This is a genomic window from Novosphingobium sp. 9U, from assembly GCF_902506425.1.
Taxonomy (GTDB): Bacteria; Pseudomonadota; Alphaproteobacteria; order Sphingomonadales; family Sphingomonadaceae; genus Novosphingobium.
In genome coordinates, this window is sequence record NZ_LR732469.1 from 2,773,837 (window position 1) to 2,790,493 (window position 16,657).

A 16,657-nucleotide genomic window follows, 5' to 3' on the forward strand; every position below is an offset into this window, starting at 1 on the left:
CGCCTATCCGCCTCACAGCCGGAACACTTGCCGAACGCGTCGGCTCTCCCTAACGGACACCCGGAACCCTCCACCCTGCTGCCGACTTCCCCAACACACATGCCCGATCTCAACCGGATCCTGTCCGCCAAGTCCCCGCTGACCCTGTCCTCCGTCGTGCGCGGGGCGCAGCCGCTCGTCATGGCCGACCTGGCGCGGGCGATCGGCACCAAGGGTCGCGCCGTGTTCGTCGCCACCGCCGAGGCGGAGATGCGGTCGGTTGCGGACGCCGCCACTTACTTCGCGCCCGAGCTGGAGGTGATCGAGTTCCCGGCGTGGGACTGCCTGCCTTACGATCGCGCCAGCCCGGCGCTGTCGGTCAGCGCGCGGCGCCTGTCCGCCCTGCACCGTCTGCAAGCCAAGCGCGAGGGTCCGCAACTTCTCGTCACCACCGTCAACGCCCTGCTCCAGCGCGTGCTGACGCCGTTCCGCATTCGCGAGTCCGTGCGGCTGCTGATGCCCGGGCTGGAGATCGGCCACGAGAGCCTGATCGCGCTGCTACGCCGCCAGGGCTACCAGCGCAGCGACACCGCGATCGACGCGGGCGAGTTCGCCGTGCGCGGCTCGATCTTCGACATCGTGCCGTCAGGTCTCGAACAAGGCTTGCGCCTCGATTTCTTCGGCGACGAACTCGAAACCCTGCGCCTGTTCGACACATCGACCCAACGCTCCACCGGGCCGGTCGACGGCCACCTGCTGCTCCCCGCCAGCGAAGCGCTGATGGACGAGGACACGGTGAAGCGCTTCCGCGCGCGCTACCGTGAGATGTTCGGCGCCAATGCCACCGCCGATCCGCTCTACCAGGCCGTTACCGACGGGCGGCGGCTGGCCGGCATGGAGCACTGGCTGCCCTTGTTCGAGGAGCGGCTGGTCACGCTGTTCGATCACTTGGGCAAGGGCGACCTGATCGTCTTCGACAACGCTGCGCAGGCCGCCGGCGAAGAACGTCTCAAGGACATCGAGGACTACCACAAGTCCCGCCTCGAGACCTCCGGGCAGAAAGCCGGCAGCTACCGCCCGCTCGCACCCGAGGCGCTGTACCTCACCCAGGCCGAACTCGACACGTGCGCCGCCAACTGGCCCGTCCACCGCGCCGATCCCTTTGCCCAGCCCGAGAGCGCCAAGGTGCTCGACTTTGGGTTCGGCAACGCGCGCGACTTCGCGCCCGAACGCGCTCGCGGCGACAACGTGTACGAAGCGGCCGCCCGGCACCTCCAGGCAGTCGCGAAGTCGGGCAAGAAGGCGCTGTTCGCCGCCTACTCGAAGGGCAGCCGGGCGCGGATCGTCTCGATCCTGGGCGAAGCGGTCGCGCCCGAGCCGGGCTTGGCCGAAAGCTGGCAAGACGCGCTCGGCAAGGCGAGCAAGAGCCGCCCCGCGGCGCTGGTGCTCCCGCTCGAGACCGGATTCTCGAACGACGACCTGGAGATCGTTACCGAGCAGGACATCCTCGGCGACCGGCTGGTCCGCCGCAAGAAGAAGCGCAAGGACGCCGACGCCTTCCTGGCCGAACTGGCGGCGCTGACGCCGGGCGACCTCGTGGTCCACATGGACCACGGCATCGGCCGCTACGAAGGCCTGCAATCGATCCCGGTGGGCAAGAGCCCTCACGACTGCGTGATGCTGACCTACGGCGGCGGCGACAAGCTCTACATTCCGGTCGAGAACCTCGACGTGCTCTCGCGCTACGGCAGCGAGAGCGAAGGCGTGGTGCTCGACAAGCTGGGCGGCGAAGGCTGGCAGCGGCGCAAGGCGCGCCTGAAGGAGCGCATCCGCGAGATCGCCGGCGCGCTGATGAAGACGGCGGCCGAGCGCGCGCTTCGCCAGTCGCCGGTGATGGAACCGGACAGCTCCTCCTACAACCAGTTCGCCGACGGCTTCCCGTGGCAGGAAACCGACGACCAGGAACGCGCGATCGAAGACGTGCTGGGCGATCTTTCCGCCGGCAAGCCGATGGACCGCCTGGTCTGCGGCGACGTCGGCTTCGGCAAGACCGAGGTCGCCCTGCGCGCCGCTTTCGTCGCGGCGATGTCCGGATACCAGGTGGCCGTGGTTGCGCCGACCACGCTGCTGGCGCGCCAGCACTTCTCAGGTTTTTCCGAGCGATTCGCCGGCTTCCCGCTGCAGGTCGGGCGCCTCTCGCGCCTCGTCGGCGACAAGGAAATGAAGGCCACGCGCGAGGGGCTGGCGAACGGCACAGTCGACATCGTCGTCGGCACCCATGCGCTGCTGTCCAGGTCGGTCATGTTCAAGCGCCTGGGGCTCGTCATCGTCGACGAGGAGCAGCGCTTCGGCGTCACTCATAAGGAGAAGCTGAAGCAGCTGCGCACCGACGTGCACATGCTGACGCTCACCGCCACGCCGATCCCGCGCACGCTGCAGATGGCGATGAGCGGCCTGCGCGAACTCTCCACCATCCAGACGCCGCCGGTCGACCGCCTCGCCGTGCGCACCTACGTCATGGAATGGGACGAGATGGTGATGCGCGAGGCCTTGCTGCGCGAGCACCATCGCGGCGGCCAGAGCTTCATCGTCGTGCCGCGCATATCCGACATGGCCGAGATCGAGGAATGGCTCGCCAAGACGGTGCCCGAGATCAAGGCGATCTCCGCCCACGGCCAGATGAGCGCGGGCGAAGTGGAAGAGCGGATGAGCGCCTTCTACGAGGGCAAGTACGAGGTGCTGCTCTCCACCACCATCGTCGAGAGCGGCATCGACATCCCGCGCGCCAACACCATCATCATCCACCGCGCCGACCGCTTCGGTCTCGCCCAGCTCTACCAGCTGCGCGGGCGCGTCGGCCGTTCCAAGCTGCGCGCCTATGCCTACCTGACCACGCCGGCGAACATGGCGCTGAACGAAGTGGCCGAGAAGCGCCTCAAGGTGCTGGGCGATCTCGACAGCCTGGGCGCGGGCTTCCAGCTCGCCAGCCACGACCTTGACATCCGCGGCGCCGGCAACCTGCTGGGCGACGAGCAGTCCGGCCACATCCGCGAAGTCGGGTTCGAACTCTACCAGTCGATGCTAGAGGACGCGATCCTGATGGCGCGCGCGGGCGGCAACGCCCTGGAGAAGAGCAACGCCGGCCTCAGCCCCCAGATCACCGTCGAGGCGCCGATCTTGATACCCGAGGACTACGTCCCCGATCTCGCCGTCCGCATGGCGCTTTATCGCCGCTTGAACGATGCCGAGAGCACCGCCGAGATCGAGGCGATGTCGGCCGAGATGATCGACCGCTTCGGCCCGCTGCCGCAGCCGACCGCTAACCTCGTGCGTCTGATCGAGATCAAGCGCCAGGCGATCGACGCGCATATCGCCAAGATCGACGTCGGCGCGCGGGGCTCGCTGGTCAGCTTCCACAACGACGCCTTCCCCAACCCCGCCGGCCTCATCGCCTATGCCGAGCGGCTGGAGGGCACGATCAAGCTGCGCCCTGACAACAAGCTGGTGATCACGCGTGTGTGGGGCGATCCGAAGTCGCGGCTGAACGGGCTGTACCAGCTGACCAAGGGGCTCAGCGGGATCGCCAAGAAGGCGGCTTGAATCTCCCTTGCCTTCCCCCGGGTCGGGGGAAGGATAGCGAAGCTCGGCTCCGCAGGAGACTAGCGCAGCTTGGATGGGGATCCCGGAGCTGTCCGGCAAGCGCCGATACCCCATCTAACTTCGGCTAGGTCGCTGCGCTCCCAAGCCTGCGTATCGTTCCCCCCGTTCCGGGGGGAAGGTAGGGCAATCGCAAGCATTCTCCCCTAACCGGGCCCCATGGCCACGCTCGCTCCCCAATTTCAGCAGACGACGCGGGAAAGGTGGGTCCGCGTGGCGGCCCTGCCCACTCCCGCCGCCCTCGCGCTGATTGCGCTTGCCACGCTGCTCTTCCGCCTTGGCAGCCTGTTCCCTGAACAGATCGACTGGGACGAATGGAGCTTCATCCTAATGGGCGCCGACGTCGCGCACGGCCACTTGCCGTTCGTGCACCAGTTCGACCTCAAGCCGCCGCTGATCTTCTTCCTGTTTGGCGCCGTCATCGCCCTGTTCGGCAAGAGCCTGCTCGCGATCCGCCTGCTGGGAAGCCTGTGCGTCTTTGCAGCCGCCAATCTCGTCTACGTGACCGGCAAGCGCTTGGTCGGGCCGTGGGCCGCACTCGCTGGAGCGCTGGTCTGCGCCTTGCTCGCCTCGGCCCCGTTCGGCTTGGCGACCAGCTCCGAACTTCCCGCCATCGCGTTCCTGGCCGCCGCGACGTGGCGCCTCGCGCGCGTACCGCTGCGCAACGGGGATGCGGCGATTGCGGGCTTGTTGGTAGCCCTTGCCGTGCTCACCCGCACCAACCTCGCGCTGGTGGCGCTGGTGCTCGGCCTGGGGTTGGTTGCCGCTGCGATCCTCATCCCAGCGCAAGTCTCGCGCCGGGCATGGCTGGCCTTTGGCGCGGCCGGGCTGATCCCGCCGCTGCTGCTCGTGCTCGTCTACGCCATCGCGGGCGAGCTTGCGACGCTCAAGCTCGCCATGATCGATGTGCCGCTCGCCTACTCCGGCCAGCTCACCGCGCTGCAAGTCGCGCGCGAGCATGTGACCCAGCTCTACTACACCGCGCAGAGAGCGCCGCTGCTGTACGGCCCACCGCTCCTGCTCGCCGGAGTCGGTGGCCTGGAGGCAATCCGGAAATTGGCGGTCTGGAAGCAGGACAGCTGGCCCATTGCCCTGCTGCTCGCCACCACTGCCGCCGTGGCGGGATCGCTCCTCATCGGCGGTGCGGCCTATCCGCACTACTGGTTGCAACTGATGCCCTTCATGGGCCTGTTCGCGGCCTTGGGAGCGCACGCGCTGAGCTCCGCCGCCAAGCCACTGCGCCTAGCCAGCGCGACTCTGGTGTTGCTCCCGGTCGCCACGTCGATCAGCGCCGCACTCCCTGCTGCGCGCGAGGCTTACGCAGCGCCACGTCCGATCGCTCAGGCCGCCGCCTACATCCGCGCGAGTGGCGGCCCGCATCCGCAAGTCTGGGCGCTGCACAAGCACCTGGTGCATTGGTACCTCGACGCGCCGCAGCTTTCACGAGCCGGAGTGCATCCCGATAACCTCGCGCGGCGAGCCATCATCGATACTCTGGCGGCGCACGGCTATGTCGGCCCAGACGAGGTCGGCCGGCTGATAGCGCTTAAACCGCAGTTCGTGGTGACCGATGCGGACGGGAAAGGCGTGGCGTGGGTGCGGGCGGACGGCAAGCCGGTCGAGGCCTGGCTGGACACGAACTACCGCGTGGATGCGCAGTTCGGCGATGTTGTGATCTACCGCCGGCGTTAAGAGGATCTAAACCGCCGCGGTAGCTGCCGCGCCTACTCCGAAACCGCCACCAGCTTGGCAAACATCTCTGCGCTCATCGGCTGCGCGCGCACGAAGCCCTGGTAGTAGGCACAGCCCTCCGCGGCGACGCGCGTGCGCTGCGCCTCGCTCTCGATGCCCTCGGCGATGACCTCGAGATCGAGCGCCTTGGCCATGGCCACGATCGCCCGCAGCACGGCCCGGTCGCGCCGGTCGCGCCCAATGCCGTCCACCATGGAGCGATCGAGCTTCAGGTAATGCAGCGGCAGCAGCTTCAGATAGCGGAAGTTGCAGAACCCCGCGCCGAAGTCGTCGAGCGCCATGCGGATACCGTTCGCGGCAAACTCCGCCATGATCTGCGCCGCCAAGCCCACGTCGCTGATCAGCGATTGCTCTGTGACTTCCAGCGTCAGGCGATTGGGCGGGAAGCCCGTCTCGCGCAGCTTGTCGAGCAGCTGGCGGGCGTAGCTGCCGAACGCCAGGTCCGCCGCCGTCACGTTCAGCGACAGTCGCAGCCGCGCCGGCCAGGCTTGCGCCAAGTCCAGCGACTTGCGCGCTATGTGGCGGGACAGCGGCACGATGTGGTCGGTCCGCTCCGCGATGGCGAACAGCGCACTGGCGCCGATGCGGCCAAGCTCCGGGTGGTTCCACCGCGCCAAAGCCTCGGCCCCGACCAGGCGATCGTCGGGCAGGCTGAACTGCGGCTGGAAGAGTACCTCGATCTCGTCGCGCTCGATCGCGGCCAGCAGATCGGCCTCCAGCTGCGCCGAGGAGCGCCCCGGCGGCGTTGCCTCACCGTTGGCCCAGACGATGCGCGCACCCTGACGCTGCGTCGCCTCGCTCAGCGACTGGCCCAGCCGATCAAGCATGAGGTCGATCGCCTCACCCTCCAGCATGCGCACCAGCGCCAGACGCGGCGAGAGGCGCAGCACGCCCGACGGCGTCGGGATCGGGCGGGCGACCGCTTCGGCCAGCTCGTCAGCGACCAGTTGCCAGCGCTCGCGGCTGCACGGCTCGGCTGCGAGCAGCAGGAACGAGCCGCCACCGGCGCGCGAGACCAGCCAGCGCCCTTCCAGCTCTCCAGCCGCGAAGTTGCTCATGCGCGCGGCGACTTCCTCCAGCGCCTCGTCACCGGCGGCCTCGCCATACGCCAGGTTCACCGCGTCGAACCGGCGCAATCCGACCAGCATGGCGTGCAAGTGCGCGCGGCCTTCGTCGATGCCTTCGCTGGCGAGCCATTCGGCTATGCGGCTGCGTGCACTTTCCGTGCCCGGGCTGCCCAGGAAGCGCTCTCGCGGGGCCGAGGCGCCAAACGCGTCCTCGCTACTGTCTTCTGCCTGATGGTGCCCGCGCATCAGCTCTCATAACGCGAAAGCCCTTGCCAAACACGTGTAAATTGGACAGCCCTTGCGCCCCTATGCGGGACACGACAGTCCGCGATGAGGATCGTCGATGAGCGTGGAACCCCGGCTAGCCCTGATCGTGTCCGACAGTCCCCGCGCGCAAGCGGGAGCCGCCGAGCTGCGCCGCTCGCACAACTGGGTGCCACCGACCGAAGCCGACGTCCTGGTGGTCGTCGGCGGCGATGGGTTCCTGCTCCATGTCCTGCACGAGATGCTCGATTGGGACCACATGCTGCCCTGCTATGGTTTGAACCTGGGCACCGTCGGCTTTCTGATGAACGGCCAGCACGACGACGCCCGCCCGATCGGCAAGCGCGTGGCCGAGGCGCATGCGGTCTCGGTCCGTCCCCTGGAGATGCATGTCGTCGATCAGCACGGCAAATCGTTCTGCTACTATGCCATCAACGAAGTCTCGCTGCTGCGCGAGACGCGCCAGACGGCCAAGCTTGAGGTACGGATCAACGGCAAGGTGCGTATGGAGGAGCTGGCAGGGGACGGCATCCTGGTCTCTACCCCGGCCGGTTCGACCGCGTACAACCTCTCCGCCGGCGGCCCGATCCTGCCGCTCGGCTCACGCATGCTGGCACTGACGCCGCTCAGCCCGTTCCGCCCGCGCCGATGGAAAGGCGCAATCCTGCCGGAGAGCGCCGAAGTCGAGTTCCGCGTCCTTGAACCGCGCAAGCGCCCGGTCGCCGCGGTGGCCGACCAGAAGGAAGTGCGCGAGGTGCGCGACGTGAAGATCGTCGCCTGCCAGCGCAAGGAATTGACACTCCTCTTCGATCCCGGAGCCAGCCTGGAGGAACGCATCTTCGCCGAGCAATTCCAGGTCTGACTTTCGCCGCGCAAACACGCTTGCCAAACGAATCCACGCTGTTATACGCGCACCCCTGCCCGATGGTGGAGACACCTGGGCTGCTCCCCGATAGCTCAGCGGTAGAGCATTCGACTGTTAATCGAATGGCCGTAGGTTCGAATCCTACTCGGGGAGCCAGTTTTTGCTAGGTCTGGCTGCAGAGGCCAAGCGCAGCGAGCGCTTGGAACGGCGGGCATTGATGCCTTTAGCCGAGCCTCTGCTCGAAGACGTTGTAGATCGCGTCGGCCGATCCAACCGTCTCATCACCTACTCGGAACAAGCCGCGTGTGAATACCATGCGGCGCGTCCGGCGCACCACTTCGGGCACGCAGACGAGGAGGCTGCCGACCTTCACTCCGGCGGCGAAGTGGTATTGCAATTGCGCCGTCGAGCAGTTCGGCGCGCCGATCGCATCCACGACGGCCACGCCCAGCGCGATATCCGCAAAGGTCATCAAGGCGCCGCCATGGACCATGCCCATGTGATCGTTCGCGACAACGTCTCCGCATGGGAGGCAAAACTAGCGGGCGCCTGGCTCTCCCCGCGCCCAGATCGTGCCGACTGTCGCCGAGAACGCGCGGGTCGGCAGTGCCGACCAGCCTTGTGCTTCGAATTCCGCCTCCTGCATCTCCGCTGCGGAAATCAGACCTGGTTGCCCAACCCCGCTGCATGCTTCGCCGCGATCCAGCCGAAGGTCATCGACGGCCCGACGCTGGCGCCTGCGCCGGGGTAGACCTTGCCCATCGGCGAGGCGGTGGCGACGCCGCAGGCGTAAAGGCCCTCAATCGGTGTGCCCTCCGGCGTGAGCACGCGCGAGTCGCTGTCGCATACGACACCGCCATAGGTGCCGACGTCGCCCGGCACGATCGGGATCGCGTAGAACGGACCCTTCTCGATCGTGCCCATGCACTGGTTCGGGCCATCCTTGAAGAACGGGTCGCCCAGCCAATTGTCGTAGGCACGCTCACCGCGGTGGAAGTCCTCGTCCTTGCCGTTGCGGACGAAGCCGTTCCAGCGATCGACGGTGCCCTTCAATGCAGCGGGGGGAACCTTGATCGCCTCGGCCAAGCCCTCGACGCTGTCGGCGCGGCGCATCCAGCCGGACTCCAGCCACTTGGCCATGTTCTTCTTGGCCGTGCCCTTACCGGCGACGGTGTACTCGTTCATGTACTGCTGGTCCATGATCGCCCAGCTGGGGATCGCCGGTACCGTGCGGTCGCGGATCAGCATGTTTTCGCAGAACTCCTCGTAGGAGCCGCCTTCGTTCATGTAGCGCACGCCCGATTGGTCGACCTGGATCGCGTGCGGCTTGCCGGTGGTGCTCTGGGTGCCGGGCTTGACGTAGTCGGTTTCCCAGCCGGGCGCCTCGCTCATCTGGAAGCCGACCATCTGGTCCATCTGCCCCAGCGCCGCGCCCTTGCGCTCCAACTCCTGGTGCATGTCGCCGTGATCGGTCTCGATCCCGTTCGACCACTCCTTGCGGCTGCCGGGGATGTACTTGTCGCGCATCGCCTGGTTTTGCGAGAACCCCCCGGCGTTCACCAGTACGCCCAGCTTCGCCCCGATGCGCCAGGGCTTGCCGTCCTTCACCGTCACTACGCCGAGCGCCTTGCCACCCTCGATGATGACTTCGTTCACCGGCGAGTTAACGCGGATGTCGGCGGCGTTCTTCTCCAGCACGGCCTTCAGCATGCGGCCCTGCAACGCCGCGCCTGCGGTGACCCAGTGCTTGCCGGTCAGCTTGCCGAGCACGAGCTTTAACGCGATCTTGAAGAAGATCCTCTTGATCTCCCACGAATGCTTCATGAACGGCAGCTTCATGCCATCGTCGAGGCGCGCGGGCACTTCGAGGAAGCCCTTGCGCAGCTTGGGTGCCCAGGCGCCGAGTTCCTTCTTGTCGAACGGCAGCGCCGTGACCGTGCGGCTGGTCTTCACGCCCCCGGGCACTTCGTCGTAGTAGTCGGGCCAGAACGTCGAGCCGCGCTCCAGCTGCACGCCCTGGCTGATGATGAAGTCGAGCATGCGCGGCGCCTGGTTCACGTAGGCGCGCCGACGCTGCGGACTGGTGCCGGGCGTGTCGGGCGCATCGCCGACGAGGTTGTCGAGGTACTCGACGCCTTTCTCCACGCTGTCCTCGCCGGGGTTCATGAAGCGGTTGGCGGGGATCCACATCACGCCGCCGGACTTGCAGGTGGTGCCGCCCACCCACTCCGCCTTTTCGAGGATCACGACCGACTTGCCCGCCTGCTTCATCAGCAGCGCCGAGCTCATCGAGCCTGCGCCGCTGCCGACCACCACCCAGTCGAACGTCTCGTCGAATTGCGCCATGAACACCTCTCCGCGTGGCCTGTCCGGCCCTGTTGCTGCGCAACTGTTCAGCACGATAGGACCCGGCACGCAATGGCGCGCATAGCGCCACGGCGATGCGCGCGGGCAGATTGCTGTGGCTCTACGCGCAAGCCCGGTTATGACGGCCGCGATTGAGAGGGAGAGATGCGCATGACCGACACCGTTCCGGCCCTGCCGAGCCTGCAGACGATCGCGCTCTCCCGCGAAGGGCGACTGCTGCGGATCACGCTGAACCGGCCTGAAACGATGAACGCGGTCAACTTGCAGCTTCATGATGAGTTGGCCGAAGCGCTGTGGTTCGCGCAAGGCGACACTGACTCCGACGTTCTCGTCCTCACGGGTGCCGGTCGTGCTTTTTCCGCCGGTGGCGACCTCGACCACATCGAGCATAATGCCAGAAACCCGCACTTGTTCGACCATGAGGCGCGCATGGCCAAGCGCATCGTCTCGACGCTTCTCGACATCGACAAGGTGGTGGTCTGCCGGCTGAATGGTCACGCTGTAGGGCTGGGGGCCACGCTAGCCCTGCTATGCGACGTGATCTTCGCCGCCGAGAACGCCAAGATCGGCGATCCGCATGTCGGATTGGGCCTGGTGGCGGGCGACGGCGGCGCGGTGATCTGGGCGCAGCGGATCGGGCTGACGCGCGCCAAGGAATACCTCCTCACCGGCGATCTCCTGCCTGCGAGCAAGGCGGCCGAGATTGGGCTGATCAACCATGCGGTGCCGCTCGACGAGCTGGACGCGCGGGTCGACGCGTTCTGCCAGAAGCTGCTCAAGGGCGCGATGGTCGCGATCCGCGCTACCAAGGTGCTGACGAACCTGGAGCTTAAGCGCCTCGCCACCGCGCTGATGGATGCGGGGATCGCCTATGAGTCGGTGAGCGTCCGCAGTGCCGATCACCTGGAGGGCATCCAAGCACTGAAGGAAAAGCGCGCCCCCAACTTCACCGGGCGCTGAGCAGGTCTTGACCTAAGGCGTGGGGTGAGGCGATAGGGCTTGCACCGGGCTTCAGGCGGACGCCCGTTCAGACGGCTCTCGTCCAAGTCCGCTCCAGACGCCGCTTCCGCGGCGAAGGAGCGCGTGCGTGATGAATGAAGATGCCAGTCTGCGCGGTGGCGACGCGATGCCGCCGCCGATCACCCTTTCAGCATTGTTTCTCAAGTTCCTGCGTTTCGGCGCGCTCGCCTTCGGCGGCCCGGTCGCGCAGATCGCCATGTTGCGCCAGGCTTTGGTCGAGGAGGAGCGCTGGATCGACAAGGGGCGGTTCAATCGGCTGCTCGCCGTGCTGCAGGTGCTGCCCGGGCCGGAGGCGCACGAGCTGTGCGTTCACTTGGGGATGGTTGCCCGGGGTCGGCTCGGCGGTTTGCTGGCGGGGCTTGGATTCATGCTGCCCGGGCTCGTGCTGATGCTGATCGCCGGCTGGGGCTACATGACGTGGGTTGCTGGACGGACGGGCTGGTCGGGTGTCCTGCTGGGTGTGCAGATCGTCGTGCTGGCCGTCATCCTGCGCTCGGTCGTCCGCATCGGGCAGCATATCATCGAGAACCGGCTGCTCGCACTGGTGGCGGCAGGGAGCTTTGTCGCGACGCTGGTCGGCGTGCCGTTCTGGATTCCCTTGCTTGCCGGCGGGCTCGCCTATGCCTTGGCGAGGCGCCCCATCTGGGCCGTGCTGGTCATCGCCGCCGCTGTCGGGCTTGCAGCGGCATCGATGGTCCTGACCTTGCAGGGGCAGCAAGCCGGCGGCGTGGCCCATACCTCGGTGACGGCGGGCGCCTTGTTCCTCGCTGGACTGAAGGGCGGACTGCTGACCTTTGGCGGCGCTTACACGGCGATCCCCTACGTGCGTGCCGATACGGTCGGGCGTGGGTGGATTGGCGATGCCGCGTTTCTGGACGGGATCGCGCTGGCCGGCGTGCTGCCCGCGCCGCTGGTGATCTTTGCGACGTTCGTGGGCTACGTCGCCGGCGGCTTCGTGGGCGCGCTCATGGTCACCGCCGGCATGTTCTTGCCCGCATTCGCCTTTTCGCTGCTCCTGTTCGAACGGCTCGAGGCGATCATCGAACACCCTGCGCTGCACCGGGTGCTGGAGGGTGTGGCCGCCGCAGTCGTCGGGGTGATCGCGGCCACCTTCGTGCATCTGTCACAAGCGACCGCGGCTCACGTCACCACGCCGTGGCTGGTGCTGGTCCTGTTCGGCGCCGCTCTTCTGGCTGCATGGCGGCTCAAGGGTGCGTGGGTTACGCCGGCCATCATCCTGGCGGGCGCCTTGGTTGGATGGTTGGTGCTGAGCAGCTAGGTGCTCAGTCCTTCGGCTTCACCGTCACCCAGATGTCGACGGGCGCTGCGAACTTGCCGGGTGCGGGCTTGCCCACGTCGATCCGCTCGGCGGTGACCAGTTGGCCGTTCTCGAGATTGAAGCTGATCCAAGGCTTGGGCATGCGCCCGAAGGTCATTTTCTGCAGGGGACGGCCAGTCGCCGTGTTCATGATGGTGGCTACGATGCTCATGCCCGTCCGGTAGCCGCGGCGGAGCGCACGTGTCCATCGGGCGAGGCTCACTATCGACAGCCACGCGGCAGCTATGAATTGCGTCCACTTGCAGCGGCAGCGATCCTTGGCGCGCAAAAAGCATCTGTCGCGCCATTGACGTTGTGCAGTGCAGCATACCATCTCCTGCGCTCACTCGAACCTGGAGATGCCGCCCCGATGACCAAGGCTACGCCTTCGGCACACCCCGCGCTTGTCACCCTGGCGCTGGCCATGGGCGCCTTCGCGATCGGCACCACCGAGTTCGCGGCAATGAGCCTGTTGCCCTTCTTCGCCGCCGATCTGCACATCGACGAGCCCGCCGCTGGCCACGCCATCAGCGCCTACGCGCTGGGCGTCGTCGTCGGCGCGCCGGTCATCGCGGTGCTCGCGGCGCGCATCGCCCGGCTCACGTTGCTGATCGGGCTGATGGCGCTGTTCGCCGTCGGCAATGCGCTGAGCGCGATCGCGCCCAGTTACCATGCCCTGCTCGTGTTCCGCTTCATCACCGGACTGCCGCACGGCGCTTACTTCGGCGTGGCGGCGCTGGTCGCCGCGGCCCTGGTTCCCGACAACAAGCGCGCGCTGTCGGTTGCCCGCGTGATGACCGGTCTGACCGTCGCCACCATCATCGGCGTGCCGATGGCCAACTGGCTCGGCCAGGCCTTCGGCTGGCGCACTGGCTTCGGGCTTGTCGCAGGGCTCGCCGCGGTGACGATGGTGCTTGTGGCGCTCTACGCGCCGCTCGGCGAACCCAGCCGCGACGCGAGCCCCTTGCGTGAGCTGGGCGCATTGCGTCGGCCCCAAGTGCTGCTGACGCTGCTCACCGGCGCGATCGGCTTCGGCGGGTTCTTCGCGGTCTACACTTATATCGCGTCGACCTTGATCTCGGTCACTCATGTCTCCGAGCGGTGGGTGCCCGTGGTTCTGGCCGTGTTCGGCGTGGGCATGACGATCGGCAACCTCGTCGCGGGGTGGGCGGCCGGCTACAGCATCAACCGCACGGCCATCGCGATCATGCTGTGGACCACCGCGGCCCTGGCGTTCTTCACCACCTCGACCGACAGCTTGTGGACGGTGACGCTCGCCGTGTTCCTGATCGGCCTGGGCGGGGGTCTCGGCGCAGTGCTGCAGACCCGGCTGATGGACGTGGCGGGGGACGCGCAGGCGCTCGCGGCAGCTGCACATCACAGCGCCTTCAACGTCGCCAATGCGCTTGGCCCGTGGCTTGGCGGCCTGGCGGTTTCGGCGGGTTACGGGTTCGCTTCGACTGGCTGGATCGGCGTGGCGCTGTCGCTCGGCGGGCTGGCGGTTTTCCTCCTCGCGCTGGCTCTGGAACGACGCTCGTCGAAAATGGCGGCTCGGATCGCCTAGGGCGGCACTGCCTCTGGGGGCAATGAGCATGAGCATCATCAATCCTTAACCAATCGGACTCACAAGGGCAGAACGGCGAGCTGCAGCTTGAGGGGCGCATGATCGACTTGCAGAACGTCATCCTGGAAATGATCGCCAAGGGCGAATCCCTGGGCGACACCGCCGACAGGCTCTGCCTCGAAGTCGAGCGCCTCATTCCCGACGCAGTCTGCTCGGTCGCGACGATCGATGCCGATGGGCGGCTCAACTCGCTCGCTGCGCCCAGTTTGCCGCGTGCTTATTCCGATGCCCTGCAAGCCGTTCCGATCGGCCCGCAAGTCGGTACCTGCGGTGCTGCCGCGTTCCATGGCAGGGACGTGATAACAGAGGACATCCGCGCCGATCCGTCGTGGGAGGGATACCGCCACCTCGCCCTGCCCTATGGGCTGCTCGCGTGCTGGTCGCATCCGATCTTCGATGCCCAAGGTACCGTGATCGCAACCTTTGGCTTCTATTACCGCCAGTGCCGCACACCCACTGCGCACGAGCACGAGTTGGCCGAGCAATGTGCACGCCTGTGCACCATCGCACTCGACCGGCACCGCCGCGTGCTGGAGCATCAGCGCCGCGCCACGATCGACGATCTTACCGGCCTGCTGAACCGATCGGCCTTTGATGCAGCACTGACGCAGCTCGATTGCACCGTCCCCGGTGCCTGGGCGCTGGCGGTGCTCGACCTCGACAACCTGAAGGTGGTCAACGATACCTTTGGCCACGCCGCGGGCGACTGCCTGCTGCAGCATGTCGCCAAGCGACTGCAGCAAGTGGCACGACCGGAGAAGGTCTACCGGCTAGGCGGCGACGAGTTCGCGGTCATCCTGACGCATGACGACATGCTGCGCGACCTCGACGCGACAGCGGCGGCCTATCTGGAGGCCTTGTCCCCGAATGCCGATTGCGGCGGCAACGTGATCGGCCCGCGGGCGACGATTGGACTTGCCGTGCTCGCAGCCGGCGACCGGACCGCCGAGCGGGTCCGCCAAAATGCCGACTTCGCGCTCTACCATGCCAAGGAGACCGGCCGCGGCGGTTACGTGCGCTACTGGCCCGGGATCGGCACGCGCATGACGCGGCGGCTGACTGCGGTGCGCGAAGTGGACGCGGCGCTGCGCGAGGATCGGATCGAGGCGCACTACCAGCCGATCGTCCGCATCGAGACTGGCGAGATCGTCGGGCTGGAGGCGCTATGCCGGATGCGCCTTGGCCAGAAGCTCCTGACCGCAGCCGCGTTCCACGAGGCCACGACCGACGCGCAGATCGCCAGCGCCCTGACCGAGCGGATGATGCGGCTGGTGGCCGCCGACCTGCGATCCTGGCTGACCGCCGGCATTCCACTGCAGCACGTCAGCATCAACGTCTCTTCGGCCGACTTCCACGGCTTAACCATCCTGCCGACCGTGCTCGAGGTGTTCGGACGCGAGGACGTCCCGCTCAAGCACGTGATCCTGGAAGTGACCGAGCTGGTCTACATGGCGGACGACGCCGGCGTGGTGCAGAAAGCCGTGGCGAAGTTGCGCAAGGCGGGCCTGGAGGTCGCGCTGGACGATTTCGGCACCGGCTATGCCTCGCTCACGCACCTGATGACGGTGCCTGTGGACTACATCAAGATCGACAAGAGCTTCGTCGATCGCATCGTCGATCACATGCCCAGCATCGCCATCGTCGAAGGCATGGTGGGCATCGCTCACAAACTAGGCATCCGCGTGGTCGCCGAAGGCGTGGAGACGTCAGCGCAAGCGCGTCAGCTGCTCGCGCTCGGCTGCACGATGGCGCAAGGGTACTTCTACTCGCCCGCGGTGAGTGCGGTGGAGGCAGCTTCGATGATGCGTGCCTCGGCCGAGGGCCTTGCAGACCCGACGCCGCAGGCCAAGTGGCGGGTCCTCTAGACTCTGTCCTGTGAGACGGCATCGGCCCACGCCCCCACCCGACCTCCCAACGATAGTACCCTATGGGAGGTCGGGTGGGGGCGTGGGCCGGTGCCGCTTCCGCTTCATGCGGACAGACTCTAGGCGAGGCTCACCTGCCCCGCGTCGCCCGGATCGTGGCGACCACGAGCACGGTCGTGGATAGCAGGATCCCACCGACCAGGCCGCCGATGCTCAGCAGGCCGGCAGGGGTCACATTCACTTCCGCCTTGAGCTTTACGCGCCTGCCGATGCGGACGAGCGAGCGAGCGGTCTGGCGTTCGGCGAGCGGGTTCATGCGGGGCACAACGTCTCCACTCGCCGAAGGTTCTCGCACGATATCTAACTCGGCAGAACCGGTTCGCCGAGCGCTTGGAACACTGCGGTGTAGCAAGTGCCGAAATCCTGCGCGTCGCTCTGCGTCAGCTTGCCGCTCTGCGCGGCCTCGCCCATCTGGCCCAGGAACGCCATCGGATCTTCGGCTTCCCACTCGTAGATAGCCAAGTAGGGGTTGGTGTCGGAGCCCATCAGCTTGGCGACCAGCTCCCACCGGCTCGCCTGCGTGAAGCCAAACTGGTTCACAAGCTCAGGCAAGTGGCAGTTGTTGTACCAGTCGTGGAATTCCTGCTCCCGGCCCGGCTTGGGCGTGGTGAGCGCGATCATCCTCATCTTGACCATGTGTTCGGCTTCCTCTCGATTGTGGCGCCAATCATCGGCAATGCCGCCCAAGCTGGCAAGCGCGCAAAAGCGACATCGTGCGGGCGACATCGCGCGGGGAGCCAGCATGCATCGAACCGGGACGGTTGTAATTCGCTTGTCATTTTGAACACGTCTCCGCTTCACCGACCACGCACAAACACG

Annotated in this window: 13 protein-coding genes and 1 tRNA gene; 8 read left to right on the forward strand and 6 right to left on the reverse strand. The window is 66.7% G+C overall.

What is annotated here, in order from left to right:
- Nucleotides 1–99: 99 nt before the first annotated feature.
- Nucleotides 100–3,579 carry a transcription-repair coupling factor gene (gene mfd / locus GV044_RS12940; RefSeq protein ID WP_159870443.1) on the forward strand — a complete coding sequence of 1,160 codons (3,480 nt, stop codon included), beginning with the start codon at nt 100–102 and terminating at the stop codon, nt 3,577–3,579.
- Between the two features lie 270 nt (nt 3,580–3,849).
- Entirely contained in the window at nt 3,850–5,328 is a 1,479-nt protein-coding gene (locus GV044_RS12945; RefSeq protein WP_159870446.1) for a glycosyltransferase family 39 protein, read from the forward strand.
- Nucleotides 5,329–5,360: 32 nt separating this feature from the next.
- Here the strand turns inward: GV044_RS12945 and GV044_RS12950 are convergent, their stop codons facing one another.
- Nucleotides 5,361–6,701, reverse strand: coding sequence for a bifunctional diguanylate cyclase/phosphodiesterase (locus GV044_RS12950; RefSeq protein WP_159870449.1), 1,341 nt, complete (start codon nt 6,699–6,701; stop codon nt 5,361–5,363).
- Between the two features lie 97 nt (nt 6,702–6,798).
- Between GV044_RS12950 and GV044_RS12955 the strand changes: the two genes are divergently transcribed.
- Both GV044_RS12955 and GV044_RS12960 read left to right on the forward strand, forming a co-directional pair.
- Nucleotides 6,799–7,581 (forward strand): NAD kinase, encoded by a 783-nt coding sequence (locus tag GV044_RS12955; RefSeq protein ID WP_159870452.1) that lies wholly within the window; start codon nt 6,799–6,801, stop codon nt 7,579–7,581.
- Nucleotides 7,582–7,665: 84 nt separating this feature from the next.
- Nucleotides 7,666–7,740: transfer RNA gene (locus GV044_RS12960), tRNA-Asn, on the forward strand.
- Between the two features lie 67 nt (nt 7,741–7,807).
- Here GV044_RS12960 and GV044_RS12965 read toward each other — a convergent pair.
- Nucleotides 7,808–8,083 carry a PaaI family thioesterase gene (locus tag GV044_RS12965; RefSeq protein WP_159870455.1) on the reverse strand — a complete coding sequence of 92 codons (276 nt, stop codon included), beginning with the start codon at nt 8,081–8,083 and terminating at the stop codon, nt 7,808–7,810.
- A 161-nt stretch (nt 8,084–8,244) separates the two neighbouring features.
- Nucleotides 8,245–9,930, reverse strand: coding sequence for an FAD-binding protein (locus tag GV044_RS12970; RefSeq protein WP_159870458.1), 1,686 nt, complete (start codon nt 9,928–9,930; stop codon nt 8,245–8,247).
- A gap of 171 nt (nt 9,931–10,101) precedes the next feature.
- Here GV044_RS12970 and GV044_RS12975 point away from each other — a divergent pair, with 171 nt between their 5' ends.
- A complete protein-coding gene (locus GV044_RS12975; RefSeq protein ID WP_159870461.1) occupies nt 10,102–10,911 on the forward strand; it encodes an enoyl-CoA hydratase/isomerase family protein in 810 nt (269 codons plus the stop codon).
- A gap of 166 nt (nt 10,912–11,077) precedes the next feature.
- Complete coding sequence (gene chrA, locus GV044_RS12980) at nt 11,078–12,250, forward strand: chromate efflux transporter (protein WP_159870464.1); 1,173 nt, start codon at nt 11,078–11,080, stop codon at nt 12,248–12,250.
- A 4-nt stretch (nt 12,251–12,254) separates the two neighbouring features.
- Here chrA and GV044_RS12985 read toward each other — a convergent pair whose 3' ends face one another.
- Nucleotides 12,255–12,461, reverse strand: a complete 207-nt coding sequence (locus GV044_RS12985) for a hypothetical protein (protein ID WP_159870467.1) — start codon at nt 12,459–12,461, stop codon at nt 12,255–12,257.
- A 198-nt stretch (nt 12,462–12,659) separates the two neighbouring features.
- On the opposite strand from GV044_RS12985, the gene GV044_RS12990 reads away from it, so the two are divergent.
- Both GV044_RS12990 and GV044_RS12995 read left to right on the forward strand, forming a co-directional pair.
- Nucleotides 12,660–13,853, forward strand: a complete 1,194-nt coding sequence (locus tag GV044_RS12990; protein ID WP_159870470.1) for an MFS transporter — start codon at nt 12,660–12,662, stop codon at nt 13,851–13,853.
- 98 nt (nt 13,854–13,951) lie between these two features.
- The gene (locus GV044_RS12995) at nt 13,952–15,778 is read left to right on the forward strand and encodes a bifunctional diguanylate cyclase/phosphodiesterase (RefSeq protein ID WP_159870473.1); all 1,827 of its coding nucleotides are present in this window, start codon (nt 13,952–13,954) and stop codon (nt 15,776–15,778) included.
- 130 nt (nt 15,779–15,908) lie between these two features.
- On the opposite strand, the gene GV044_RS13000 is transcribed toward GV044_RS12995, so the two are convergent.
- Nucleotides 15,909–16,094 (reverse strand): hypothetical protein, encoded by a 186-nt coding sequence (locus GV044_RS13000; RefSeq protein WP_159870476.1) that lies wholly within the window; start codon nt 16,092–16,094, stop codon nt 15,909–15,911.
- 44 nt (nt 16,095–16,138) lie between these two features.
- A complete protein-coding gene (locus GV044_RS13005) occupies nt 16,139–16,582 on the reverse strand; it encodes a DUF4286 family protein (protein WP_236554912.1) in 444 nt (147 codons plus the stop codon).
- Between the last annotated feature and the right edge of the window lie 75 nt (nt 16,583–16,657).